Origin of the sequence: Gilliamella sp. Choc6-1, assembly GCF_001690385.1 — a bacterium.
In the GTDB taxonomy this organism is placed as follows: Bacteria; Pseudomonadota; Gammaproteobacteria; order Enterobacterales; family Orbaceae; genus Gilliamella; species Gilliamella apicola_A.
This window is the reverse complement of the sequence record NZ_LZHI01000031.1, coordinates 22116-44198: the sequence shown is the minus strand read 5'-3', so window position 1 is coordinate 44198 and position 22083 is coordinate 22116. Positions and strand designations below refer to the sequence as shown.

The window sequence follows — 22083 nt, the reverse complement described above, 5'->3', positions numbered from 1 at the left end:
CTTTCTTTATTAAGACAGTTCTTTTAATAAATAAAAATATGAATTAAAAAATGGTGACTTATTCTGTCATCACAAGTGCTTTTTTGATATAAATTGGCTCAATAGGTACATTTTGATGTGGTCCAATGCGTTTTGTTGGGACATTTACGATCTTATCAACAACATCCATTCCTTTTATAACTTTACCAAATACTGCATAGCCATAGTCTTTTGGAGGATTATGGTTAAGAAAATTATTATCAACGACGTTAATGTAAAATTGGCTAGTTGCACTATCAATAACATTGGTTCTAGCCATTGCAATTGTACCACGAACATTTTTTAAGCCATTATCTGCTTCATTTTTAATTGGTGCATTATTATTTTTGAATTTTAGATGATCGTCAGCACCTCCACCTTGAATCATAAAGCCAGGAATCACACGGTGAAAAGTTAAATTTTCATAGAACCCGCTATTAACATAATTAAGGAAGTTTTGTGTGCTAATAGGAGCATGTTTACTATCTAGCTCAATTTCGATATCTCCCATGCTAGTTTGTAGTAGCACTTTGGTGTCGGCTAAAGCGAGTGAAGAGAGTAGAGAAAAACACAGAGCAATAAATAATGTTTTGATTTTTTCCATATATTAAATCCTTTATCCAATTGGTTGGCTGATTATACCGGATATTTGATTATTTTAAATAACATTTATGCAAAATAAGCGCGAATTTTGTGTGATGGATCGAGATGTTATTTATTTTTTTGTAATCAATAGGTTAATAAATATATTTTAAACAAGCCTGCTTATTAGAAAATTTATAAACAGATAGAAAAATTAGTTTGTTTCGATTCTGAAATATCTTATTGTATTTATTGGTTGTGAATTGTATGCGTTGTATTTTGTGTAATATGCCTTTGTTTTTGTCTCATCATGGCATCTGTAGTCAATGTGTTAAAAACTTACCTAAATTTAATCGGGTTTGCTATCAATGTGGTTTGCCTCATTCATTAACCACAAAAATTTGTTATCGGTGTCGAGATCGAAAACCTTATTGGGATGAGCTTATTGCTGTCACTGAATACGTTAATCCATTGAAAAAGTTAATACATCATGTAAAGTTTTATAATAAAATTGAATTAACCTTGGCGTTAGCCAGATTGATGATTTTAGCATGGTATCAAAAACGGCAAATGATGGGGCTTGAAAAGCCTGACTTGATAACTTGTGTTCCTTTACATCATATTCGCTATTGGTCTCGAGGTTATAACCAGGCTGAATTATTAGCAAAGCCAATTGCTAAATGGTTAAATCGGGATTTTTACCCTTATTTATTACATCGTAAACAATATACGCCCGATCAAAAGAATTTATCTCTTAAAGAACGAATGCAGAATGTCGAAACACTTTTTACCTGTCGACAAAACATTGCACATAAATCAGTCATGCTAATTGATGATATTGTTACAACAGGTAATACGATTAATGCAATTTGCCAGCAATTAAAAATTTGTGGTGCATCTAATATTCAAGTGATGTGCTTATGCCGTACGCTATTGTAAAATATCAAACAAGCCCTATAATAACCAAGAGAGTTAGTCAACTATTTATTAGATCAATTTGGATTTTCAAATATTTAATTGTCTTAAAGTGAGGGATTATGTCTATTATTACTATTTCTGAGTCAGCTCAACAGCATTTTAGAAAGTTACTTGTTAATCAATCAGATGGAACACAAATTCGTGTGTTTGTTATTAACCCCGGCACGCCAAGTGCTGAGTGTGGCGTTTCTTATTGTCCAATTGATACTATAGAGGATAATGACATAGAAGAAAAATTTGAAGGTTTTTCAGTATATATTGATGAAATTAGTGCACCATTTTTAGAAGAAACAGTGATTGATTATGTGACGGATGAATTAGGTTCTCAACTAACATTAAAAGCCCCCAATTCTAAAATGAAAAAGGTAGCTGATGATGCGCCGTTAATTGAACGAGTTAACTATGCTATTCAAGCTCAAGTTAACCCTCAGTTAGCTAGTCATGGTGGATATGTTAGTTTGATTGAATTAACCGAGGATAATTATGTTGTTTTGCAATTTGGTGGCGGGTGTAATGGTTGTTCAATGGTTGATTACACCTTGAAAGAAGGAATTGAAAAACAGCTATTAGCCGCATTTCCTGAACTTGCAGGGGTAAAAGATATTACAGAACACCAAGCTGGAACGCATTCTTTTTGTTAAGAATGATTAAATAAATTTTATTTAAGCCTTGCTTATTGCTAGGATTAAGTCATAATCGCATGACATTCGCCAGTTCATTTTATGATGGGGTTTTATGAATCAAGTTAGCATCATTTCAGATCTTATCGTTTGGATTGAAAAAAATCTGGAGCAACCATTATCTATTGATCATGTTGCACAAAAGTCAGGTTATTCAAAATGGCATTTGCAGCGCATGTTTAAGCAGGTAACTGGTCAAGTGCTTGGTACTTATATTCGTCATCGACGCCTAACTTATGCTGCGCTCTCTTTAAGAATGACAAGCAAACCGATTCTAGATATTGCTATGCAATATCGTTTTGATTCACAGCAGACGTTTACGCGATCTTTTAAAAAACAGTTTAATCAAACGCCTGCTAGTTACAGACGCGCTGAATTTTGGGATCCTACAGGTTTAACTCCCGCAATTGAATTAAATAAAAATAAGCTTACATTACCAGAACCTACATTCGTTAATATGCCAAAACAAACCTTTTGGGGTATTTCCTATAAAAATAACTGTAATTTAAGTAAATTATTAGATGAAAAACATAAATTAAGGGTTCAATTCTTTCAAAACTATTTTTCTCGTTATACTCATAAAAATGAGCTGTTACCTGATAAAATTTATGCTTTTAATCGAATTTTAAAAAGTAAAGATAATGCTAATGAACAAGAACAGCTTTATACCATTGCGTTAGAACAAAATAATCACCTAGAATATATTGAACAAGTTGTTAGCGAAGGTGGTTTGTATCTTTGTTTTAAATATATTGGTACACCGGATAATTTTGAAGACTTTGTTTCACAAGTTCATTTAGCTGCTATGCCAGCTTTAAAAGTATATTTACGTTCTGGTTGTTTAATCGAAATTCATCATAATCGTGATAGAAATACGGTTGAATCTGCAAAAGATATCCAATGTATTGAATGTGATTATTGTGTGCCTATTGCAACAGAAAATGAAGTTATTCTAAGGTAATCATCCGTAGTAAAGCCTAATCTTTTTTATTTATAAATAATGTCGTGGATAAATATTGTTTAATAAGCTGATAGCTAATTTAATAATGTTTTTTCTAACCATGCTTTAAATTCAGGTGTTACTTCTTTTAAACTATTTGAGCCGCGTGTGACAGTAGCAATACCGATTCCTAATTCATCTTTTAGTTGTCTTTGATTGATAGAACCATCCAGTAATAAATGGATAATTTTAACTCGCGTAAATAATGCATCGCGTTCATCGGCTGTCATTAATAATTTCAATATATCAAGAGAATACCCATCGTTAAACGCTTGGTGTAATATTTTAACTGTTTGTTCCCATTCATTAGTTTTCATTATGATCACCATTAATATTGTCTGTTAATTTCGTTTATTGTAAGAATATTGCTTTTTGGTTGGTCTAAAATGATTTTATAAATATAATCGTAAACTAATACATTTTTGACATAGTTCCTTGTTTCAGTAAATGGAATACTGTCTATAAAGGCAACAGCATCAAGTTTTCCATTACTATTTTTGAGCCAACGTTTGACTCGACTTGGTCCAGCATTATAAGCAGCTGATGCTAATATACGATTATTATCATTTTGTTCATAAACATTATTGAGATAATATGTTCCTAATTGAATGTTTGTAGCCGGTTCAAATAATTGATTGGATGAGTAATAAGCGATAGTACTAACTTTTTTGGCAGTTTCTTTTGCTGTAGCAGGCATTAATTGCATTAAACCACTTGCCCCAGCAGAAGATTGGATAGTCGTATCAAGAGCGCTTTCTTGGCGAGATATTGCTAAAGCATAAGAAAGCGTAATGCTTTTATTTTTTAATGCTTCATTATATATATCTTTATACATAAGTGGTAAACGCTCTGACCAGTTATTCCAAAGCTTACCTAATATGGTTGCCTGAATGCTGAGATCTCCCCAACCTCTTATATAGGCATATTGAGCTAAAGGAAGATATTCATCATTATTTACTTTGTTGTTCAAGAAGTATTGCCATTCACGACTTGATTCAGATAACATTTTCCAGTAGCGTAACTCACTGATTCTTTTTATAATTGTTTGATTATCATACTTATTTTTTAATGTTGAAATTTCTGATTGTGTAAGCGTTTTTGATTCATTATTAAGAATATAAGGTTGATTAAGCATTTGAGCACTGACCATGCCATAAAACCCACGATTGGCTGATAATTTTTTTAGAACTGCGTTTGCTTCATTTTTCTTATTATTCTTTAACAAAACTCTAGCTTGCCAATATTGCCAATCTTCTTTTAATTGATCTTCGGGTTTTAATTGTGTTAACCAATAGGCAATGCCAGTATAGTCATTGGCATCAATAGCAAGGCGAATGCGTTTTTCAACTAATGCTGTGTCATGATATTTAGCAATATAATTATCACGCCATTTTATTTGTTTATCTGTTGCCGAATCATTAAAGTAACTGTTAGCTAAACTTTTTTGTAATTGAATGTGTTCAGCTTTATTTAATTTTTGTTGTTTCACTAATTGAGGTAATAATTTTTCAGCAAAATTCGTATCGATTCTTACTAAACGAGGAAAAAAAGCTAATACTACTTTTTTAGTAAAAGTACTTGCTTTAATGTTTTTAGCGAAATCTTGTAATTTTCGAGGATTATCAAATAAGCCAAGTAAATTGCTTTTTATAGTTTTATAATCTTCATCCAGTAAATTTGTTAGATAACGTGCTAGTTTAAGGTTATTAGATTCAATAGCTAATTCAATACGTAAAAGTATAGAGTTAGCTGTTCGTTTTCCTGCTTTTGCCCATGCATCAAGTAAAGGATCACATGTTGCAGGGAGCTCTCTTCCTGTTAACCATATTGATTCAATAGTATTTAACACAGATTCATTATTATTTCCTTGTTGTAATAAAGCATATTGATAGCGGCAATTGGATGCAATTGAAGTATCTTTGGTAAAAGAAACAATTGCATTCCAATCTTGACGATTAGTTAATTCTGCTAAGTAAGACTGAATTAATACAGCAGTTAAAGGAAAATCATTGTATTGATTGACAAAGTCATTTACCATATCCGTCGAGACAGTTGTGATATTTTTTTTATAAAACTGAGTAGCTGCATAGGGATAAAGTGGGTAATCCTTTAACGAATTAAGTAATGTTTTTTGTTCACCGAGGCTTAATGATTGATAAGAATTAAGCCATTTTTGATAGTTTGCTCTTAAATCTTGTTGAGAATTGCTTGCAATAGCATTCTTAGAAAGAATTAGTCCCACTATAAAAAAATAACGTAATACCATTTTCATTCTTTTAACTCCCACGTCAAAATGGCTTATAGATTAGCATATTATTGTATAATCCGTCGATATTGATGAAAAACTGGTTATTTAATTCCTACTAAAATACTCAACTAAATACTTGACTAAATTAAAAGGTTATATAAAATGTACTTTATCATGTTGAGGGGAATAATTAATGAAGTTGACATCAAAAGGGCGATATGCGGTAACTGCAATGCTGGATGTTGCGTTGCATTCTGATTCAGGTCCTGTATCACTTGCTGATATTTCAGAACGTCAAGAAATATCGCTTTCTTACCTTGAACAACTGTTCGCTCGTTTACGTAAAAATGGTTTGGTGCAGAGTGTTAGAGGTCCAGGTGGTGGTTATATACTTAGTCGTAGTATGGATCAAATTGCAATTAGTGCAATTGTTAAAGCTGTTGATGAAACAGTGCATGCGACAAAATGCCATGGCAAAGACGGATGTCAAGGTGGTGTTAGATGCCTAACACACACACTTTGGAATGATTTAAGTGAACGAATTGAAGATTTTTTAACAAGTATTACGTTAAGCGAGTTAGTCAATAATGAAGAAGTGAAAGAAGTAGCTAACCGACAAAGTAATATACAACACGTTCAAATTAATTAATAAAATAGAATACAGAATTTTTCATTGGGAGTAATTAATGAAACTACCTATTTATATGGATTATGCAGCAACAACGCCTGTAGATCCTAGAGTTGCTGAAAAAATGATGCAGTATTTAACGCCAGACGGTATATTCGGTAATCCAGCATCTCGTTCCCATAAATTTGGCTGGCAAGCTGAAGAAGCTGTTGATATTGCCCGTAATCAAATTGCCGATCTTATTGGTGCTGATTCACGCGAAATTGTTTTTACTTCAGGGGCAACTGAAGCAGATAATTTAGCAATCAAAGGTGCTGCTCATTTTAATCAAGCCAAAGGTAAGCACATTATTACTTGTAAAACGGAGCACAAGGCCGTGCTTGATACTTGTCGCCAACTTGAGCGAGAAGGTTATGAAGTGACTTATTTAACGCCAGAATCCGATGGGATTCTTGATCTTGATAAACTTGCTGCAGCTATACGTAGTGATACAACAGTTGTATCAATTATGCATGTCAATAATGAAACGGGTGTAATACAAGACATCGAAAAAATTGGTGAGATGTGCCGTGAAAGAGGCATTGTTTTTCATGTTGATGCAACTCAGTCTGTTGGTAAATTACCAATTGATGTAGCTAATTTACAAGTTGATTTAATGTCATTTTCAGGCCATAAGATTTATGGGCCAAAAGGTATTGGCGGACTTTATGTAAGACGTAAACCACGTGTACGTATTGAAGCGCAAATGCATGGTGGTGGTCATGAACGAGGTATGCGCTCTGGTACTTTACCTGTGCATCAAATTGTGGGTATGGGGGAAGCATATCATATAGCTAAACAAGAGATGGCAACTGAAATGCCTCGTTTATTAGCCTTAAAGAATCGTTTATGGAATGGCTTAAAAGACATTGAAGAGGTTTATTTAAATGGTTCTTTGGAGCACAGTGTGCCAAATATCCTGAATGTGAGTTTTGCTTACATTGAAGGTGAATCGTTGATGATGGCTTTAAAAGATTTAGCTGTTTCATCTGGTTCTGCATGCACATCTGCTAGCTTAGAGCCGTCTTATGTATTACGAGCATTAGGGCTTAATGATGAACTTGCTCATAGTTCAATTCGTTTTTCTCTTGGTCGTTTCACAACGGAAGAAGAGATTGATTATGTTATTAAATTAATTAAACAATCTATCGGAAAATTAAGAGATTTATCGCCGCTTTGGGAAATGTTTAAAGATGGCGTTGATTTAACAAAGATTAAATGGTCAGCACATTAAAATTGGGAGTAAATTATGGCATATAGTGAAAAAGTCGTTGATCATTATGAAAACCCACGTAATGTTGGTTCGTTTGATCAAAATGATCCTAATGTTGGTAGTGGTATGGTTGGTGCACCAGCGTGTGGTGATGTGATGCGTCTACAAATCAAAGTGAATGATAACGGTATTATTGAAGATGCTAAGTTTAAAACTTATGGTTGTGGTAGTGCGATTGCATCGAGTTCTTTGGTTACAGAATGGATAAAAGGTAAATCATTAGACGAAGCAAAAGCTATTAAAAATACGGATATTGCTAAAGAACTTGCTTTACCTCCGGTTAAAATTCACTGCTCAATTCTAGCGGAAGATGCAATTAAAGCTGCTATTGATGATTATAAAACCAAAAAAGGACAACGTTAATGGCAATCACATTGACTAATAGCGCAGCTGATCGTGTTCAAGCTTTTTTGGCTAATCGTGGAAAGGGCATTGGGTTACGATTAGGTGTTAAAACATCGGGTTGCTCTGGTATGGCTTACGTTTTAGAGTTTGCCGATGTGATTAATGATGATGATAGTGTTTTTGAAGATAAACATGTCAAAGTTATCGTGGATAAAAAAAGTTTAGTTTATATTGATGGTACTGAACTTGATTTTGTTAAAGAAGGATTAAATGAAGGTTTCAAGTTTAATAATCCTAATACGAAGAACGAATGTGGTTGTGGCGAAAGCTTTAATGTGTAATTGGACACAATAATTATGGTTAATTACTTCGAGCTATTTAGTTTGCCAGTTCAATTGCCGGTTGATGTCGCTCAACTAACAACTCATTATCAGCAATTGCAAAAGCAATATCACCCAGATAACTTTGCTGTTGTAAATGATATTGATAAAGTGGCAATTGTTCAAAAGTCAGCAATCATTAATGATGGTTATCATACGTTAAAAAATCCTATTAAAGCCGCTGAGTATTTTTTATCTCTACAAGGTTTTGATGTAGCAACTGAACAAAGTATTATTCATGATACTGATTTTTTAATGGAGCAATTTGTTTTACGTGAAAGACTTGATGATATCGAAAGTAAAGATAATTTTGAATTATTAGATGATTTTTATGCGGAAATTGTTGCTCGTCAAAAGATAGTCTATAACGAATTATTACAATTTATTGCTAATCAAGATTGGTCAAAAGCACTTAATCAGATCTATAAAATTCGCTATTTTGCCAGATTGATTGAACAAATCGAAAAGTTACAAGAAAAGCAATTTGATTTATAATTTAAGATAAGTAACGTATCGATAGAGATAGATTAAATGGTATTATTACAGATCAGCGAACCAGGACAAACTCCACTACCACATCAGCGCCGCCTTGCTGTGGGAATTGATCTTGGTACAACTAACTCATTAGTAGCAACAGTACGAAGCGGACAAGCAGAGGTATTGCATGATCTAGAAGGTAATCCGCTATTGCCATCCGTTGTGCATTATGGCGTCGATCATGATGATAACTCTGTTATCACGATTGGGACAAATGCCAAAGAAAATGCTGTGAATGATCCGCAAAATACAGTTAGCTCTATTAAGCGATTAATGGGGCGAAGTTTATCTGATATAGATTCATCACAATTTCCATATACTTTTTCACAAACTGAAAATGGGGTTCCTTTATTAAATTTGCCTAATGAGCAAGTAAATCCAATACAAGTTTCATCAGAAATTTTGATAGCGTTAACTGAGCGAGCAAAAGAGAGCTTGCAAGGTGAAATTGATGGCACGGTTATTACTGTGCCGGCTTATTTTGATGAGGCACAACGGCAAGCAACAAAAGATGCGGCAAAATTAGCCGGTTTGCATGTATTGCGCCTACTTAATGAACCTACAGCAGCTGCAATTGCGTACGGCTTAGATTCAGGAAAGGAAGGTATAATTGCTGTTTATGATTTGGGTGGTGGTACTTTTGATATTTCTATTTTACGATTAAATAAAGGTGTTTTTGAAGTTCTAGCAACAAGTGGTGATTCAGCTCTTGGCGGTGATGATTTTGATCGGTTACTTGCTGACTATATAAAAGAGAAATTAGGATTAACTAATAATATAGACCCTTATATTAATCAAAAAATCAGCAACCAAGCTACTAAAATAAAGATTTTACTAAGTGAACAAGACTCGGCTGTATTTTCTCTTCATAATCAATCCTTGACTATTACTCGCCAGCAATTTCAACAATTAATTGATCCATTGGTTAAACGTACTTTGGCTGTTTGTCGCCGTGCGTTAAAAGATGCCGAAGTTAATGTGGATGAAGTAGTTGAAATTGTTATGGTTGGTGGATCTACTCGTGTGCCATTAGTGCGAGAATTAGTAGGGCATTATTTTAAAACTAATCCCTTAATATCTATCGATCCTGATAAAGTAGTTGCTATCGGTGCAGCTATTCAGGCCGATATTTTGGTTGGCAATAAACCCGATTCTGATATGTTATTGCTTGATGTTATCCCATTGTCGTTAGGCATTGAGATCATGGGTGAATTGGTCGAAAAAATTATTCCACGTAATAGTACAATTCCGTGTGCAAGAGCTCAAGAGTTTACCACTTTTAAAGATGGCCAAACTGCGATGATGGTTCATGTTTTACAAGGAGAACGTGAAAGTGTTGCTGATTGTCGATCTTTGGCTCGTTTTACTCTGCAAGGTATTCCACCGATGCCAGCTGGTGGCGCACACATTAAGGTGACTTTCCAAGTTGATGCTGATGGTTTATTAAGCGTAACAGCAATGGAAAAATCAACGGGTATTGAAGCTGCTATTGAAGTAAAACCTTCATATGGACTAACTGATAATGAAATTGCCAATATGATTCAAGATTCAATCAGTTACGCAGAGCAAGATAAACAGATTCGAATGCTTGCCGAACAAAAAGTTGAGGCTGCTAGAGTGCTTGAAAGCTTACAAAGTGCCTTAGATAAAGATGCTGACTTATTAAATGAAAGTGAATTAAACCATATTTTAGTTGCTAAGCATCAATTACAAGCTGTAAGTGAGTCAAATGACAGTTATGCAATTGAGAAACAAATTAAAATTGTTGATAAAGTAACACAAAATTTTGCAGCTAAGCGAATGGATAGGTCAATTCGTCATGCTTTAACTGGTCATAGCGTCGATGATATTTAACTAACGAGATTATTATGCCAAAAATTACATTTTTACCTAATGCTGATCTTTGTCCTGAAGGCAAAACTGTTGAAGCCGAAGAAGGTGAATCTATTTTAGAAGTAGCATTGCGCAATGATATTGAAATTGAGCATGCTTGCGAAATGTCATGTGCTTGTTCTACATGCCACTGTATTGTTCGCAAAGGATTTGATTCTCTAGGCGAAAGTGATGAGCAAGAAGATGACATGCTAGATAAAGCTTGGGGTGTTGAACCTCATAGCCGCCTAAGCTGCCAAGCGCGTGTTACAAACGAAGATTTAGAGGTTGAGATTCCAAGATATACTCTTAACCATGCCAAAGAAGATCATTAGTAAGTCACTTTGTAGTGACTTACTACCTCATTATTATTTTATTAACAAATAAGACGCTATTTAATAGCGTCAAATCTAATCAAAAAAGTGTGCGATAAAAATTTTATTATTTATTAAACAAGTCATTTATTAATAATTATTCCTTGCATTAGTTGTTTATTTACGTATAATTATTAGCACTTTACTTACTGACTTATCAGTGGTAAATGCATACAACGGTATAATTAATATGTAAAATTATTGAATTATATCAACAATACTTCCGATATGGGAGTTACGAAAAGAACGGATTACACTCTCCTGTCAATCGAAACAGGGTAAGAGGAGTAGTCTTTTGTTATAACTTTTAAATAGTGGAGCTCTGGTCTCATGTCGAACCAAAGAATCCGTATCCGGTTAAAAGCGTTTGATCATCGTTTGATTGATCAATCAACTGCTGAAATTGTAGAAACTGCGAAGCGCACAGGTGCGCAGGTTCGTGGTCCTATTCCATTACCGACACGCAAAGAGCGTTTTACTGTATTGATTTCTCCGCACGTGAATAAAGATGCGCGCGATCAATATGAAATTCGCACTCATAAACGTCTAGTTGATATTGTTGAGCCAACTGAAAAAACAGTTGATGCTTTAATGCGCCTAGATCTTGCTGCCGGTGTTGATGTGCAGATCAGTTTAGGTTAATCCTAGGCTGTATGATTGAGAGGTCGAAACAATGATTGGTTTAATCGGTCGTAAAGTAGGAATGACACGAATCTTCACTGAAGAAGGTGTTTCTATTCCTGTCACCGTAGTTGAAGTTCAAAGTAACCGCGTTACTCAAGTTAAAACACTTGAAAATGATGGTTATCAAGCTATTCAGGTTACCACTGGTAGCAAAAAAGCAAGTCGAGTAAATAAACCTGAAGCAGGTCATTTCGCTAAGGCTGGCGTTGAAGCTGGTCGTGGTCTATGGGAATTTCGTTTTGAACAAGGCGAATTTAATGTAGGTCAAAGTATTAACGTTGATATTTTCACTGACGTTAAAAAAGTTGATGTTACTGGGACATCTAAAGGTAAAGGTTTTGCTGGCGTTACTAAGCGCTGGAATTTCCGCACTCAAGATGCAACACATGGTAACTCTTTGGCACATCGTGGTCATGGTTCTATCGGTCAAAACCAAACCCCAGGTAAAGTGTTCAAAGGTCGTAAAATGGCAGGTCACCTAGGTAATGAACGTGTAACTGTTCAAAACTTAGATATTGTACGTGTTGATGCAGAACGTAACCTTTTATTAATTAAAGGTGCAGTACCAGGTGCAATCAATAGTGACGTAATTGTTAAACCGGCAATCAAGGCTTAACGTCGAGGAGATAGAGATGGAATTAGTAGTAAAAGACGCGAAAGCGCTTTCTGTTTCCGAAACTACCTTCGGACGTGAGTTTAATGAAGCGTTAGTTCATCAAGTAGTTGTTGCTTATGCATCTGCTGCTCGTCAGGGTTCTCGCGCACAAAAAACTCGTGCAGAAATCGCTGGTTCAGGTAAAAAACCATGGCGTCAAAAAGGTACCGGTCGTGCTCGTTCAGGTTCTATTAAGAGCCCAATCTGGCGTAGTGGTGGTGTAACATTTGCAGCAAAACCACAAGATCATAGCCAAAAAGTTAACCGTAAAATGTATCGTGGTGCATTAAAGAGTATTTTCTCTGAATTAGTGCGTCAAGAACGTTTAATTGTAGTTGAAACATTTACTGTTGAAGCACCTAAGACTAAATTATTAATTCAGAAATTAAATGATATGAATCTTAATGATGTTCTTATCATCACATCTGAAGTTGATGAAAATCTTTTCTTAGCAGCACGTAACTTATATAAAGTTGATGTGCGTGATGTGGCAGGTATTGATCCAGTTAGTTTGATTGCATTTGACAAAGTAGTTATCACTGTTGATGCCGTTAAACAAGTAGAGGAGATGTTAGCATGATTCGTGAAGAGCGTCTGCTTAAAGTCCTGCGAGCACCACATGTTTCTGAAAAAGCATCCATTTCAATGGAAAAAACAAATACATTAGTATTAAAAGTTGCTAAAGATGCTACTAAGAGAGAGATTAAAGCCGCAGTTGAACAACTATTTGAAGTTAAAGTAGATGACGTTAATACACTTGTTGTTAAAGGCAAAGTTAAGCGTCGTGGTCAACAAATCGGTCGCCGTAGCGACTGGAAAAAAGCTTACGTAACTTTAGCAGAAGGTCAAAATTTAGACCTTACTGGCGTCGCTGAGTAATTCGGAGGAGTAAGAACAATGGCAGTTGTTAAATGTAAACCTACATCTCCGGGTCGTCGCCACGTTGTTAAGGTGGTTAACCCAGAGTTGCATAAAGGTAAACCTTATGCACCATTGCTTGATTCAAAAAGCAAAACTGGTGGTCGCAATAATAATGGTCGAATCACTACTCGTCATATCGGCGGTGGTCATAAACAGCATTACCGTATTGTTGACTTTAAGCGAAATAAAGATGGTATTCCAGCGGTTGTTGAGCGTTTGGAATATGATCCAAACCGTAGTGCAAATATTGCATTAATTTTATATAAAGACGGTGAGCGTCGTTATATTTTAGCGCCTAAAGGCTTAAAAGCAGGTGATCAGATCCAATCTGGTGTTGATGCATCAATTAAAACAGGTAACTGTTTACCAATGCGCAATATTCCAGTCGGTTCTACCGTACATAATATTGAAATGAAACCAGGTAAAGGCGGACAACTTGCTCGCTCTGCTGGTAGTTATGTTCAAATCGTTGCACGTGATGGTGCTTATGTAACATTACGTTTGCGTTCAGGTGAAATGCGTAAAGTATTATCTGATTGCCGTGCTACTATCGGTGAAGTAGGTAATTCAGAGCATATGCTTCGCGTATTAGGTAAAGCGGGTGCGACGCGTTGGCGTGGTGTTCGTCCTACTGTTCGTGGAACAGCAATGAACCCGGTAGACCATCCACATGGTGGTGGTGAAGGTCGTAACTTTGGTAAACATCCTGTGTCTCCATGGGGTCAAAAAGCCAAAGGATTGAAAACGCGTAGCAACAAACGTACTGATAAGTATATTGTTCGCCGTCGCAATAAGAAATAATTAATATAGAGGATTAGCTATGCCACGTTCTCTCAAGAAGGGTCCTTTTATTGACCTACACTTGCTGAAGAAGGTAGAGAAAGCGGTGGAAAGCGGGGACAAGAAACCAATTCGTACTTGGTCCCGTCGTTCAACGATCTTTCCTAATATGATCGGCTTGACCATCGCTGTCCATAATGGTCGTCAGCACGTTCCAGTTTATGTTTCCGATGAAATGGTTGGGCATAAATTGGGTGAATTCGCGCCGACTCGTACTTATCGCGGCCACGCGGCGGATAAGAAAGCTAAGAAGAAATAAGTAGGAGAAAGAGATGGAAACAATTGCAAAGTACCGCCACGCTCGTTCTTCTGCACAAAAAGTTCGCTTAGTTGCAGATCTAGTTCGCGGTAAAAATGTGTCTCAGGCACTTGATATTTTAACATACACCAATAAAAAAGCGGCTGTACTTGTTAAAAAAGTATTAGAGTCTGCTATTGCTAATGCAGAGCATAACGATGGTGCTGATATTGATGATCTAAAAGTTGCGAAAATTTTCGTAGACGAAGGCCCAACCATGAAGCGCATTATGCCTCGTGCGAAAGGTCGTGCAGATCGCATTTTGAAGCGTACGAGTCACATTACCGTGATCGTCTCAGATCGCTAGGCTGGAGAATAGCAATGGGTCAAAAAGTAAATCCAAATGGTATCCGACTAGGCATTGTTAAGCCTTGGACATCTACATGGTATTCGGGTACAAAGACATTCGCTGATAATTTAGAAAGTGATTTTAGGGTGCGTGAGTTCTTGAATAAAGAATTAGCTCAAGCATCAATTTCTAAAATTGTGATCGATCGTTCAGCAGAAACTAACGTTCGCATTACTATTCATACTGCTCGTCCGGGTATTGTGATTGGTAAAAAAGGTGAGGACGTTGAAAAATTACGTAATGCCGTAGCTTCTATTGTCAATAAATACAAAGACAAAAGAGAAAAACGTGATGTTGCAGTGCAAATTAATATTGCTGAAGTTCGTAAACCTGAACTAGATGCTAAATTAGTTGCAGATAGCATCACTTCTCAGCTTGAACGCCGTGTTATGTTCCGTCGTGCTATGAAACGAGCGGTTCAAAATGCAATGAAAGCAGGTGCTAAAGGTATCAAAGTTGAAGTAAGTGGTCGTTTAGGCGGCGCTGAAATTGCTCGTAGCGAATGGTATCGTGAAGGTCGAGTACCTTTACATACATTACGAGCTGATATTGACTATGGTTTATCTGAAGCATTAACTACCTATGGTATTATTGGTGTTAAAGTGTGGATCTTCAAAGGTGAGATCCTTGGTGGTATGGCTGCCGTTGAACAAGCAGAAAAACAACCTGCTGCTCAACCGAAAAAGCAGCGCAAAGGCCGAAAACAATAAGGAGCGTCGCTGATGTTACAACCAAAGCGTACAAAATTCCGTAAAGTGCACAAGGGCCGCAATCGTGGTCTTGCTGTGAGTACTGACGTTAGTTTCGGTACATTCGGTCTTAAGGCTGTGGGTCGTGGTCGTTTGACTGCGCGCCAGATCGAAGCAGCACGTCGTGCAATGACTCGTGCAGTTAAGCGTCAAGGTAAAATCTGGATTCGAGTTTTCCCTGATAAGCCAATTACTGAAAAGCCACTTGAAGTGCGTATGGGTAAAGGTAAGGGTAACGTTGAATACTGGGTTGCTCAGATTCAACCGGGTAAAGTCCTTTATGAGATGGACGGAGTACCGGAAGAAGTTGCTCGTGAAGCATTTGCGTTGGCAGCTGCAAAACTGCCAATTAAAACCACCTTTGTAATTAAGACGGTGATGTAAATGAAAGCAAAAGAGCTACGCGAAAAAAGCGTTGAAGAGTTAAATACTGAACTTCTTAATTTATTACGTGAGCAATTTAACTTACGTATGCAATTAGCTGGAGGTCAGTTGACACAGACTCATATGTTAAAGCAAGTGCGTCGTAATGTTGCACGTGTTAAGACATTAATAACTGAGAAGGCGGGTGCGTAATATGACTACTGAAGTAAAAATTCGTACTCAGCAAGGTCGTGTTATTAGCGACAAAATGGATAAATCCATTACTGTGGCTATTGAACGTAAAGTGAAGCATCCGTTATATGGTAAGTTCATAAAACGTACGACTAAATTGCATGTACATGATGAAAACAACGAGTGTGGTATTGGGGATACTGTAGAAATTAAAGAGTGTCGTCCGTTATCAAAAACGAAATCTTGGACTCTTGTTCGAATCGTAGAAAAAGCGGTGATTTAATCTATTTGATTAAAAACCGAACATAATATAATAAGCGGCTAATCGTAGCCGTTTATTTTATGCTATCCATTTTATTTGAGTGGTGTTATACTATGTGCCCTCACATATATGTGGTTTTTTGGTTGTCTATTCTTATCCATGGTTGTTGAGGTGGATGAAGGTAGATTAGACAATAATTTATTTAAACGGAGCATTAAAATGATCCAAGAACAGACTAGGCTCGATGTTGCTGATAATTCTGGCGCACGTAGCGTAATGTGTATCAAGGTTCTCGGTGGATCGCACCGTCGTTATGCAGCGGTAGGTGATATCATCAAAGTTACCATTAAAGAAGCAATTCCACGTGGTAAAGTTAAAAAAGGTGATGTTCTTAAAGCTGTTGTCGTGCGAACTAGAAAAGGTGTTCGTCGCCCTGATGGTTCTGTCATTCGTTTCGATCGTAATGCTTGTGTTATTTTAAATAATAACAGTGAGCAACCGATTGGTACGCGTATTTTTGGACCGGTCACTCGTGAACTTCGTTCAGAGAAGTTTATGAAGATCATTTCATTAGCACCAGAAGTACTTTAAGGAGCGGGAAATGGCAGCGAAAATCCGTCGAGATGATGAAGTTATCGTGTTAACTGGTAAAGATAAAGGTAAGCGCGGTAAAGTGAAAAGCGTTTTGTCTACTGGTAAAGTGATTGTTGAGGGTATTAACTTGGTGAAAAAACACCAAAAACCTGTACCGGCACTGAATCAAGAAGGTGGAATTGTTGAGAAAGAGGCAGCAATTAATGTTTCTAATGTGGCAATTTATAATCCTGAAACAGACAAAGCAGATCGTGTAGGCTTTCGTTTTGAAGACGGTAAAAAAGTCCGTTTTTATAAGTCTACTAATAAGTTAATCAATTAAGTAATTTGGAGTGTACGATGGCGAAACTGCATGATTACTACAAAACACAGGTAGTAAATAAGCTGCAAGAACAGTTTGGCTACAAATCTGTCATGCAAGTCCCTCGGATCGAAAAGATCACCTTGAATATGGGTGTGGGTGAAGCAATTACTGATAAGAAATTATTAGATAATGCTGTTGCAGATTTAGCTGCAATCAGTGGTCAAAAACCACTAGTCACTAAAGCACGCAAATCAGTTGCTGGTTTTAAAATCCGTCAAGGGTATCCTATTGGTTGTAAAGTCACTTTACGTGGCGAACGTATGTGGGAGTTTTTTGAACGTCTAGTTTATATTGCCCTTCCTCGCACCCGAGATTTTCGTGGTCTAAGCGCAAAATCTTTTGATGGTCGTGGTAATTATAGCATGGGTGTTCGTGAGCAAATCGTTTTCCCTGAAATCGATTATGATAAAGTTGATCGTGTTCGTGGTTTAGATATTACTATCACAACAAGTGCACAATCAAATGAAGAAGGCCGAGCTTTATTATCTGCCTTTAACTTCCCATTTCGTAAGTAAGGTAGGGTATAATGGCTAAACAATCAATGATTGAACGCGATAAGAAACGCGTTAAGCTAGCAGAAAAATATTTTGCAAAGCGTCAAGAATTAAAAGCGATTATCTCTGATCTTAATGCATCAGATGAAGATCGTTGGAATGCAGTGCTTAAATTGCAAACGCTTCCTCGTGATTCTAGTCCATCACGTCAACGTCGTCGTTGTCGTCAAACAGGTCGTCCTCATGGCGTCCTTCGTAAGTTTGGTTTAAGCCGTATTAAGGTTCGTGAGTCAGCCATGCGTGGTGAGATTCCTGGTCTTAAAAAGGCAAGTTGGTAATCAGGGGAGTGTTATAGATGAGCATGCAAGATCCTATAGCAGATATGTTGACCCGTATTCGTAACGGTCAAGCTGCGAATAAAGTTGCAGTCACCATGCCTTCCTCTAAGCTAAAAGTGGCAATTGCCAATGTGCTAAAAGAAGAAGGTTACATCGGGGACTATAAAATTGTTGGTGACACTAAGCCGGAACTGGAAATTACACTTAAGTATTTCCAAGGTAAAGCTGTTGTAGAGAGCATTAAACGTGTTAGTCGTCCAGGTTTACGTATTTATAAGCGTAAAGATGAATTGCCAAAAGTTATGGCAGGACTAGGTATCGCAGTTGTTTCTACTTCTAAAGGTGTTATGACTGATCGAGCAGCACGCCAAGCAGGTCTTGGTGGTGAAATTATCTGCTACGTAGCGTAAGGGAGAAAAAAATGTCTCGTGTTGCAAAAGCACCTGTCGTTATTCCTGCTGGCGTAGAGGTAAAACTCAATGGTCAGGTAATTACGATTAAAGGTAAAAATGGCGAGTTAACTCGTACAATAAATAATGCTGTTGTTATTAATCAAGAAGAAGGACAAATTAAATTTGCCCCTCGAGATGGTTTTGCTAATGCTTGGGCTCAAGCAGGTACCGCTCGGGCGTTAATTAATGCAATGGTTATTGGTGTTACTGAAGGTTTTACTAAAAAACTTCAGCTAGTTGGTGTCGGTTATCGTGCACAAGTTAAAGGTAGTGAAATTGGTTTATCTCTTGGATATTCTCATCCAATTGAGCATCAGCTACCTGCAGGTGTAACCGCTGAATGTCCTTCTCAAACTGAGATAGTTCTGAAAAGTGCTGATAAACAGTTAATTGGACAAGTTGCAGCAGATATCCGTGCTTATCGTCGTCCTGAGCCTTATAAAGGTAAAGGTGTTCGTTACGCAGATGAAGTTGTGCGTACTAAAGAAGCTAAGAAAAAGTAAGGTAACACTATGGATAAGAAATCAGCTCGTATCCGTCGTGCAACTAAAGCGCGTCGCAAGATGCATGAACTACTTGCAACTCGCTTGGTGGTTCATCGCACTCCGCGTCATATTTATGCGCAGATTATCGCACCAAACGGATCAGAAGTACTGGCAGCTGCTTCTACTTTAGAAAAAGCTATCAGAGAAAGTTTAAAATACACCGGAAACAAAGATGCAGCAGCAGCAGTTGGTAAAGTAATTGCAGAGCGTGCATTAGCGAAGGATATAAAAGAAGTTTCTTTTGATCGTTCAGGTTTCCAATATCATGGTCGAGTTCAGGCGCTAGCAGATGCTGCTCGCGAAGCTGGCCTACAGTTCTAAGGTAGGAGTTAAAGATGTCAAACATCGAAAAACAAGCTGGTGAACTGCAGGAAAAACTAATCGCAGTTAACCGAGTTTCTAAAACCGTAAAAGGTGGTCGTATTTTTAGTTTTTCTGCACTAACAGTTGTTGGTGACGGTAATGGCCGCGTAGGTTTTGGATATGGTAAGGCACGTGAAGTGCCAGCAGCAATCCAAAAAGCAATGGAAAAAGCACGTCGTAATATGATTAATGTTGCTTTAAACAATGATACTTTACAGCATCCAGTTAAAGGTGCTCATACAGGTTCTCGTGTTTATATGCAACCAGCATCAGAAGGTACTGGTATTATTGCCGGTGGTGCAATGCGTGCCGTTTTAGAAGTTGCTGGAGTTCGTAACGTTCTAGCTAAAGCATATGGTTCTACTAACCCAATTAATGTGGTTCGTGCAACGATTGATGGCTTAGAAAATATGAAATCACCAGAAATGGTTGCTGCTAAGCGTGGTAAAACCGTCGAAGAAATTTTGGGGTAATTAGCCATGGCAAAAACAATTAAAATTACACAAACGCGTAGTTCTATTGGTCGTCTACCGAAGCATAAAGCAACGTTAGTTGGTTTAGGATTGCGCCGTATTGGTCATACTGTTGAACGTGAGGATACTCCTGCAATTCGAGGTATGGTGAACCAAGTTTATTACATGGTTAAAGTGGAGGAGTAATAGTAATGCGTTTAAATACTTTATCTCCTGCTGAAGGTTCAAAGCATGCATCTAAACGTTTAGGTCGAGGAATCGGTTCTGGTTTAGGTAAAACTGGTACTCGTGGTATTAAAGGTCAAAAATCTCGTTCAGGTGGTGGCGTGCGTCGCGGCTTTGAAGGTGGTCAAATGCCTTTATATCGTCGTTTACCTAAATTTGGTTTTACCTCACGTAAGGCACAAGTTACGGCACAAGTTCGTCTTTCTGATTTAATGAAAGTCGAAGGTGAAATTGTTGATCTGAATAGCTTGAAAGTTGCTAATGTGATTAATTCACAAATTGAATATGCGAAGATTATGTTATCTGGCGAAGTAACAAAACCAGTAACAGTTCGTGGTATTCGAGTAACTAAAGGTGCAAAAGCTGCAATTGAAGCTGCTGGCGGAAAAATTGAGGAATAAGTAGAAAAATGGCAAAGCAACCAGGATTAGATTTTCAAAGTACACGTGGTGGTAGTGGGGAGTTGCAAAAACGATTAATGTTTGTGCTATTGGCGCTAATTGTTTTTCGTTTAGGTTCTTACATCCCTGTTCCTGGTATTGATACTAAAGCGTTATCGGATTTACTAACACAAGCATCATCAAATGGTATTGTGGGTATGTTCAATATGTTCTCTGGTGGTGCTTTAAGCCGTGCTTCAATTTTTGCATTAGGTATAATGCCTTATATTTCTGCATCAATTATTGTACAGTTATTAACGGCAATTAGTCCTAAGTTAGCAGAATTGAAGAAAGAAGGTGAATCAGGGCGTAAGAAAATTAGTCAATATACACGCTATGGTACATTAGCTTTAGCGATTGTGCAGTCGATTGGTATTGCAACTGGTTTACCAAACATTCCTGGCTATGGTCATGTGGTGATTAATCCTGGATTTTCTTTCTATTTTATTGCATCGGTTAGTTTAATTACTGGCACTATGTTTCTTATGTGGCTCGGCGAGCAGATTACAGAGCGAGGCGTAGGTAATGGAATTTCAATCATTATCTTTGCTGGTATTGTGGCTGGTCTTCCTCATGCAATATATGAAACAATTGAACAAGCTCGTTCTGGAAATTTACATCCGATTTTATTGTTAGTTGTTGCAGCATTAGTGATTGGTGTGACTTATTTTGTTGTATTTGTTGAACGCGGTCAGCGACGAATAGTTGTTAACTACGCACAACGCCAACAAGGCCGTCGTATCTATGCGGCACAATCGTCACACTTACCATTAAAGATTAATATGGCAGGGGTTATTCCTGCAATATTTGCCTCAACAATTGTTATGTTACCATCTATGATGGCTTCTTGGTTTCAAGGAGATGGGGAAGGATGGAGATATATTATTGTGCTTATTGGACAATATTTCTCACATGAACAACCGTTATATATAATCTTTTTTGCGGCAGCGATTATCTTTTTTTGTTTCTTTTATACAGCGTTGGTTTTCAACCCAAGAGAAACCGCTGAACAATTAAAAAAATCTGGTGCATTTATTCCAGGTATCCGCCCAGGTGAACAAACATCTAAGTATATTGACAAAGTAATGACACGTTTAACGCTAATTGGCGCTATTTACATTACTTTTGTATGTTTGGTCCCAATGTTTATGACAAGTGCAATGAAAGTTCCTGTTCAATTCGGTGGAACTTCTTTATTAATTGTTGTTGTTGTAATCATGGATTTTATGGCACAAGTACAGACTTTAATGATGCCAAATCGTTATGAGTCAGTGTTAAAGAAAGCGAATCTTAAAGGCTATGGCCGATAAGTTAGCCCGAAGTTACGGAGAAAAAAATGAAAGTTCGTGCTTCAGTCAAGAAATTATGCAGAAATTGTAAAATCATTAAACGCAATGGTATTGTTCGAGTTATTTGCGTTGAAGGTAAACACAAACAACGTCAAGGTTAATTATTTAACTGTAAAGTTGAAATTTTGTATATTTTACTTGCCAAAGTATAGTAAAGCTGGCTAGAATAGCCAGCCTAA

Annotated in this window: 36 protein-coding genes; 33 read left to right on the top strand and 3 right to left on the bottom strand. The window is 37.0% G+C overall.

What is annotated here, in order from left to right; genetic code table 11:
- Positions 1-58: 58 nt before the first annotated feature.
- Positions 59-622, bottom strand: a complete 564-nt coding sequence (locus A9G36_RS04665) for a peptidylprolyl isomerase (protein WP_034947955.1) — start codon at positions 620-622, stop codon at positions 59-61.
- Between the two features lie 245 nt (positions 623-867).
- On the opposite strand from A9G36_RS04665, the gene A9G36_RS04660 reads away from it, so the two are divergent.
- The 3 genes from A9G36_RS04660 (at position 868) to robA (ending at position 3219) form a co-directional block, all read left to right on the top strand.
- The gene (locus tag A9G36_RS04660; RefSeq protein WP_034947958.1) at positions 868-1539 is read left to right on the top strand and encodes a phosphoribosyltransferase family protein; all 672 of its coding nucleotides are present in this window, start codon (positions 868-870) and stop codon (positions 1537-1539) included.
- Between the two features lie 98 nt (positions 1540-1637).
- Positions 1638-2219, top strand: a complete 582-nt coding sequence (gene nfuA / locus A9G36_RS04655) for a Fe-S biogenesis protein NfuA (protein ID WP_141670623.1) — start codon at positions 1638-1640, stop codon at positions 2217-2219.
- A 94-nt stretch (positions 2220-2313) separates the two neighbouring features.
- Complete coding sequence (robA, locus tag A9G36_RS04650) at positions 2314-3219, top strand: MDR efflux pump AcrAB transcriptional activator RobA (protein WP_034947961.1); 906 nt, start codon at positions 2314-2316, stop codon at positions 3217-3219.
- Between the two features lie 74 nt (positions 3220-3293).
- Here the strand turns inward: robA and trpR are convergent, their stop codons facing one another.
- Together trpR and sltY are read right to left on the bottom strand one after the other, a co-directional pair.
- Positions 3294-3575: a trp operon repressor gene (gene trpR / locus A9G36_RS04645; RefSeq protein WP_218055685.1), complete on the bottom strand. Its 282-nt coding sequence runs from the start codon at positions 3573-3575 to the stop codon at positions 3294-3296.
- Positions 3576-3586: 11 nt separating this feature from the next.
- Complete coding sequence (gene sltY / locus A9G36_RS04640; protein WP_034947967.1) at positions 3587-5530, bottom strand: murein transglycosylase; 1944 nt, start codon at positions 5528-5530, stop codon at positions 3587-3589.
- A gap of 169 nt (positions 5531-5699) precedes the next feature.
- Between sltY and iscR the strand changes: the two genes are divergently transcribed.
- The 30 genes from iscR to rpmJ all read left to right on the top strand — a co-directional run bounded on the left by iscR (position 5700) and on the right by rpmJ (position 22005).
- Positions 5700-6155 (top strand): Fe-S cluster assembly transcriptional regulator IscR, encoded by a 456-nt coding sequence (gene iscR, locus A9G36_RS04635; protein ID WP_034947969.1) that lies wholly within the window; start codon positions 5700-5702, stop codon positions 6153-6155.
- 37 nt (positions 6156-6192) lie between these two features.
- Positions 6193-7407: an IscS subfamily cysteine desulfurase gene (locus A9G36_RS04630; protein WP_065569208.1), complete on the top strand. Its 1215-nt coding sequence runs from the start codon at positions 6193-6195 to the stop codon at positions 7405-7407.
- A 15-nt stretch (positions 7408-7422) separates the two neighbouring features.
- On the top strand, positions 7423-7809 hold the full coding sequence (gene iscU, locus A9G36_RS04625; protein ID WP_034947973.1) for a Fe-S cluster assembly scaffold IscU: 387 nt from the start codon (positions 7423-7425) through the stop codon (positions 7807-7809).
- The gene (iscA, locus tag A9G36_RS04620; RefSeq protein ID WP_034947975.1) at positions 7809-8132 is read left to right on the top strand and encodes an iron-sulfur cluster assembly protein IscA; all 324 of its coding nucleotides are present in this window, start codon (positions 7809-7811) and stop codon (positions 8130-8132) included. The genes iscU and iscA overlap by 1 nt, the downstream gene beginning before the upstream one ends.
- A 15-nt stretch (positions 8133-8147) precedes the next feature.
- Complete coding sequence (gene hscB / locus A9G36_RS04615; RefSeq protein WP_065569209.1) at positions 8148-8666, top strand: Fe-S protein assembly co-chaperone HscB; 519 nt, start codon at positions 8148-8150, stop codon at positions 8664-8666.
- Positions 8667-8702: 36 nt separating this feature from the next.
- Positions 8703-10562 (top strand): Fe-S protein assembly chaperone HscA, encoded by a 1860-nt coding sequence (gene hscA, locus A9G36_RS04610; protein WP_065574090.1) that lies wholly within the window; start codon positions 8703-8705, stop codon positions 10560-10562.
- Positions 10563-10576: 14 nt separating this feature from the next.
- Positions 10577-10915, top strand: coding sequence for an ISC system 2Fe-2S type ferredoxin (gene fdx / locus A9G36_RS04605; protein WP_034947983.1), 339 nt, complete (start codon positions 10577-10579; stop codon positions 10913-10915).
- A 369-nt stretch (positions 10916-11284) separates the two neighbouring features.
- A complete protein-coding gene (gene rpsJ, locus A9G36_RS04600; RefSeq protein ID WP_006120582.1) occupies positions 11285-11596 on the top strand; it encodes a 30S ribosomal protein S10 in 312 nt (103 codons plus the stop codon).
- 31 nt (positions 11597-11627) lie between these two features.
- On the top strand, positions 11628-12254 hold the full coding sequence (gene rplC, locus A9G36_RS04595) for a 50S ribosomal protein L3 (protein ID WP_034947986.1): 627 nt from the start codon (positions 11628-11630) through the stop codon (positions 12252-12254).
- A 16-nt stretch (positions 12255-12270) separates the two neighbouring features.
- Entirely contained in the window at positions 12271-12873 is a 603-nt protein-coding gene (gene rplD / locus A9G36_RS04590; protein WP_034947988.1) for a 50S ribosomal protein L4, read from the top strand.
- Positions 12870-13172 carry a 50S ribosomal protein L23 gene (gene rplW / locus A9G36_RS04585; RefSeq protein WP_034947991.1) on the top strand — a complete coding sequence of 101 codons (303 nt, stop codon included), beginning with the start codon at positions 12870-12872 and terminating at the stop codon, positions 13170-13172. Before rplD ends, rplW begins: the two co-directional genes overlap by 4 nt.
- Before the next feature lie 18 nt (positions 13173-13190).
- Complete coding sequence (gene rplB, locus A9G36_RS04580) at positions 13191-14015, top strand: 50S ribosomal protein L2 (protein WP_034947994.1); 825 nt, start codon at positions 13191-13193, stop codon at positions 14013-14015.
- A gap of 19 nt (positions 14016-14034) precedes the next feature.
- Entirely contained in the window at positions 14035-14313 is a 279-nt protein-coding gene (gene rpsS / locus A9G36_RS04575) for a 30S ribosomal protein S19 (RefSeq protein ID WP_024496505.1), read from the top strand.
- A 13-nt stretch (positions 14314-14326) separates the two neighbouring features.
- Positions 14327-14659 (top strand): 50S ribosomal protein L22, encoded by a 333-nt coding sequence (rplV, locus tag A9G36_RS04570; RefSeq protein ID WP_034947997.1) that lies wholly within the window; start codon positions 14327-14329, stop codon positions 14657-14659.
- 14 nt (positions 14660-14673) lie between these two features.
- Positions 14674-15411, top strand: a complete 738-nt coding sequence (rpsC, locus tag A9G36_RS04565; protein WP_025314388.1) for a 30S ribosomal protein S3 — start codon at positions 14674-14676, stop codon at positions 15409-15411.
- A gap of 12 nt (positions 15412-15423) precedes the next feature.
- Positions 15424-15834 carry a 50S ribosomal protein L16 gene (gene rplP, locus A9G36_RS04560; RefSeq protein WP_025314389.1) on the top strand — a complete coding sequence of 137 codons (411 nt, stop codon included), beginning with the start codon at positions 15424-15426 and terminating at the stop codon, positions 15832-15834.
- Complete coding sequence (gene rpmC / locus A9G36_RS04555) at positions 15835-16026, top strand: 50S ribosomal protein L29 (protein ID WP_034948000.1); 192 nt, start codon at positions 15835-15837, stop codon at positions 16024-16026. It abuts the gene before it with no gap.
- A 1-nt stretch (position 16027) separates the two neighbouring features.
- A complete protein-coding gene (gene rpsQ, locus A9G36_RS04550; RefSeq protein WP_034911151.1) occupies positions 16028-16288 on the top strand; it encodes a 30S ribosomal protein S17 in 261 nt (86 codons plus the stop codon).
- 198 nt (positions 16289-16486) lie between these two features.
- The gene (gene rplN, locus A9G36_RS04545; RefSeq protein ID WP_025314392.1) at positions 16487-16858 is read left to right on the top strand and encodes a 50S ribosomal protein L14; all 372 of its coding nucleotides are present in this window, start codon (positions 16487-16489) and stop codon (positions 16856-16858) included.
- Positions 16859-16868: 10 nt separating this feature from the next.
- Positions 16869-17183, top strand: coding sequence for a 50S ribosomal protein L24 (gene rplX / locus A9G36_RS04540; RefSeq protein ID WP_034948003.1), 315 nt, complete (start codon positions 16869-16871; stop codon positions 17181-17183).
- A gap of 17 nt (positions 17184-17200) precedes the next feature.
- Entirely contained in the window at positions 17201-17740 is a 540-nt protein-coding gene (gene rplE, locus A9G36_RS04535) for a 50S ribosomal protein L5 (protein ID WP_034948006.1), read from the top strand.
- Positions 17741-17751: 11 nt separating this feature from the next.
- A complete protein-coding gene (gene rpsN, locus A9G36_RS04530; protein WP_025314395.1) occupies positions 17752-18057 on the top strand; it encodes a 30S ribosomal protein S14 in 306 nt (101 codons plus the stop codon).
- 17 nt (positions 18058-18074) lie between these two features.
- A complete protein-coding gene (rpsH, locus tag A9G36_RS04525) occupies positions 18075-18467 on the top strand; it encodes a 30S ribosomal protein S8 (protein WP_034948010.1) in 393 nt (130 codons plus the stop codon).
- An 11-nt stretch (positions 18468-18478) separates the two neighbouring features.
- The gene (rplF, locus tag A9G36_RS04520; RefSeq protein WP_034948013.1) at positions 18479-19012 is read left to right on the top strand and encodes a 50S ribosomal protein L6; all 534 of its coding nucleotides are present in this window, start codon (positions 18479-18481) and stop codon (positions 19010-19012) included.
- A gap of 9 nt (positions 19013-19021) precedes the next feature.
- Positions 19022-19375: a 50S ribosomal protein L18 gene (gene rplR, locus A9G36_RS04515; RefSeq protein ID WP_034948016.1), complete on the top strand. Its 354-nt coding sequence runs from the start codon at positions 19022-19024 to the stop codon at positions 19373-19375.
- 14 nt (positions 19376-19389) lie between these two features.
- Positions 19390-19890, top strand: a complete 501-nt coding sequence (gene rpsE / locus A9G36_RS04510; protein WP_025314399.1) for a 30S ribosomal protein S5 — start codon at positions 19390-19392, stop codon at positions 19888-19890.
- Between the two features lie 6 nt (positions 19891-19896).
- Positions 19897-20076 (top strand): 50S ribosomal protein L30, encoded by a 180-nt coding sequence (rpmD, locus tag A9G36_RS04505; protein ID WP_025314400.1) that lies wholly within the window; start codon positions 19897-19899, stop codon positions 20074-20076.
- A gap of 5 nt (positions 20077-20081) precedes the next feature.
- The gene (rplO, locus tag A9G36_RS04500; protein WP_034948019.1) at positions 20082-20516 is read left to right on the top strand and encodes a 50S ribosomal protein L15; all 435 of its coding nucleotides are present in this window, start codon (positions 20082-20084) and stop codon (positions 20514-20516) included.
- Between the two features lie 8 nt (positions 20517-20524).
- Positions 20525-21865, top strand: coding sequence for a preprotein translocase subunit SecY (gene secY / locus A9G36_RS04495; protein ID WP_034948022.1), 1341 nt, complete (start codon positions 20525-20527; stop codon positions 21863-21865).
- A gap of 26 nt (positions 21866-21891) precedes the next feature.
- Positions 21892-22005: a 50S ribosomal protein L36 gene (gene rpmJ / locus A9G36_RS04490; RefSeq protein ID WP_025314403.1), complete on the top strand. Its 114-nt coding sequence runs from the start codon at positions 21892-21894 to the stop codon at positions 22003-22005.
- The last annotated feature ends 78 nt before the right edge of the window (positions 22006-22083 follow it).

Bases quoted from the DNA above. Each gene is read 5' to 3' on its own strand.
- A9G36_RS04665 (WP_034947955.1), bottom strand. From the start codon at position 622: ATGGAAAAAATCAAAACATTATTTATTGCTCTGTGTTTTTCTCTACTC.
- A9G36_RS04660 (WP_034947958.1), top strand. From the start codon at position 868: ATGCGTTGTATTTTGTGTAATATGCCTTTGTTTTTGTCTCATCATGGC.
- nfuA (WP_141670623.1), top strand. From the start codon at position 1,638: ATGTCTATTATTACTATTTCTGAGTCAGCTCAACAGCATTTTAGAAAG.
- robA (WP_034947961.1), top strand. From the start codon at position 2,314: ATGAATCAAGTTAGCATCATTTCAGATCTTATCGTTTGGATTGAAAAA.
- trpR (WP_218055685.1), bottom strand. From the start codon at position 3,575: ATGAAAACTAATGAATGGGAACAAACAGTTAAAATATTACACCAAGCG.
- sltY (WP_034947967.1), bottom strand. From the start codon at position 5,530: ATGAAAATGGTATTACGTTATTTTTTTATAGTGGGACTAATTCTTTCT.
- iscR (WP_034947969.1), top strand. From the start codon at position 5,700: ATGAAGTTGACATCAAAAGGGCGATATGCGGTAACTGCAATGCTGGAT.
- A9G36_RS04630 (WP_065569208.1), top strand. From the start codon at position 6,193: ATGAAACTACCTATTTATATGGATTATGCAGCAACAACGCCTGTAGAT.
- iscU (WP_034947973.1), top strand. From the start codon at position 7,423: ATGGCATATAGTGAAAAAGTCGTTGATCATTATGAAAACCCACGTAAT.
- iscA (WP_034947975.1), top strand. From the start codon at position 7,809: ATGGCAATCACATTGACTAATAGCGCAGCTGATCGTGTTCAAGCTTTT.
- hscB (WP_065569209.1), top strand. From the start codon at position 8,148: ATGGTTAATTACTTCGAGCTATTTAGTTTGCCAGTTCAATTGCCGGTT.
- hscA (WP_065574090.1), top strand. From the start codon at position 8,703: ATGGTATTATTACAGATCAGCGAACCAGGACAAACTCCACTACCACAT.
- fdx (WP_034947983.1), top strand. From the start codon at position 10,577: ATGCCAAAAATTACATTTTTACCTAATGCTGATCTTTGTCCTGAAGGC.
- rpsJ (WP_006120582.1), top strand. From the start codon at position 11,285: ATGTCGAACCAAAGAATCCGTATCCGGTTAAAAGCGTTTGATCATCGT.
- rplC (WP_034947986.1), top strand. From the start codon at position 11,628: ATGATTGGTTTAATCGGTCGTAAAGTAGGAATGACACGAATCTTCACT.
- rplD (WP_034947988.1), top strand. From the start codon at position 12,271: ATGGAATTAGTAGTAAAAGACGCGAAAGCGCTTTCTGTTTCCGAAACT.
- rplW (WP_034947991.1), top strand. From the start codon at position 12,870: ATGATTCGTGAAGAGCGTCTGCTTAAAGTCCTGCGAGCACCACATGTT.
- rplB (WP_034947994.1), top strand. From the start codon at position 13,191: ATGGCAGTTGTTAAATGTAAACCTACATCTCCGGGTCGTCGCCACGTT.
- rpsS (WP_024496505.1), top strand. From the start codon at position 14,035: ATGCCACGTTCTCTCAAGAAGGGTCCTTTTATTGACCTACACTTGCTG.
- rplV (WP_034947997.1), top strand. From the start codon at position 14,327: ATGGAAACAATTGCAAAGTACCGCCACGCTCGTTCTTCTGCACAAAAA.
- rpsC (WP_025314388.1), top strand. From the start codon at position 14,674: ATGGGTCAAAAAGTAAATCCAAATGGTATCCGACTAGGCATTGTTAAG.
- rplP (WP_025314389.1), top strand. From the start codon at position 15,424: ATGTTACAACCAAAGCGTACAAAATTCCGTAAAGTGCACAAGGGCCGC.
- rpmC (WP_034948000.1), top strand. From the start codon at position 15,835: ATGAAAGCAAAAGAGCTACGCGAAAAAAGCGTTGAAGAGTTAAATACT.
- rpsQ (WP_034911151.1), top strand. From the start codon at position 16,028: ATGACTACTGAAGTAAAAATTCGTACTCAGCAAGGTCGTGTTATTAGC.
- rplN (WP_025314392.1), top strand. From the start codon at position 16,487: ATGATCCAAGAACAGACTAGGCTCGATGTTGCTGATAATTCTGGCGCA.
- rplX (WP_034948003.1), top strand. From the start codon at position 16,869: ATGGCAGCGAAAATCCGTCGAGATGATGAAGTTATCGTGTTAACTGGT.
- rplE (WP_034948006.1), top strand. From the start codon at position 17,201: ATGGCGAAACTGCATGATTACTACAAAACACAGGTAGTAAATAAGCTG.
- rpsN (WP_025314395.1), top strand. From the start codon at position 17,752: ATGGCTAAACAATCAATGATTGAACGCGATAAGAAACGCGTTAAGCTA.
- rpsH (WP_034948010.1), top strand. From the start codon at position 18,075: ATGAGCATGCAAGATCCTATAGCAGATATGTTGACCCGTATTCGTAAC.
- rplF (WP_034948013.1), top strand. From the start codon at position 18,479: ATGTCTCGTGTTGCAAAAGCACCTGTCGTTATTCCTGCTGGCGTAGAG.
- rplR (WP_034948016.1), top strand. From the start codon at position 19,022: ATGGATAAGAAATCAGCTCGTATCCGTCGTGCAACTAAAGCGCGTCGC.
- rpsE (WP_025314399.1), top strand. From the start codon at position 19,390: ATGTCAAACATCGAAAAACAAGCTGGTGAACTGCAGGAAAAACTAATC.
- rpmD (WP_025314400.1), top strand. From the start codon at position 19,897: ATGGCAAAAACAATTAAAATTACACAAACGCGTAGTTCTATTGGTCGT.
- rplO (WP_034948019.1), top strand. From the start codon at position 20,082: ATGCGTTTAAATACTTTATCTCCTGCTGAAGGTTCAAAGCATGCATCT.
- secY (WP_034948022.1), top strand. From the start codon at position 20,525: ATGGCAAAGCAACCAGGATTAGATTTTCAAAGTACACGTGGTGGTAGT.
- rpmJ (WP_025314403.1), top strand. From the start codon at position 21,892: ATGAAAGTTCGTGCTTCAGTCAAGAAATTATGCAGAAATTGTAAAATC.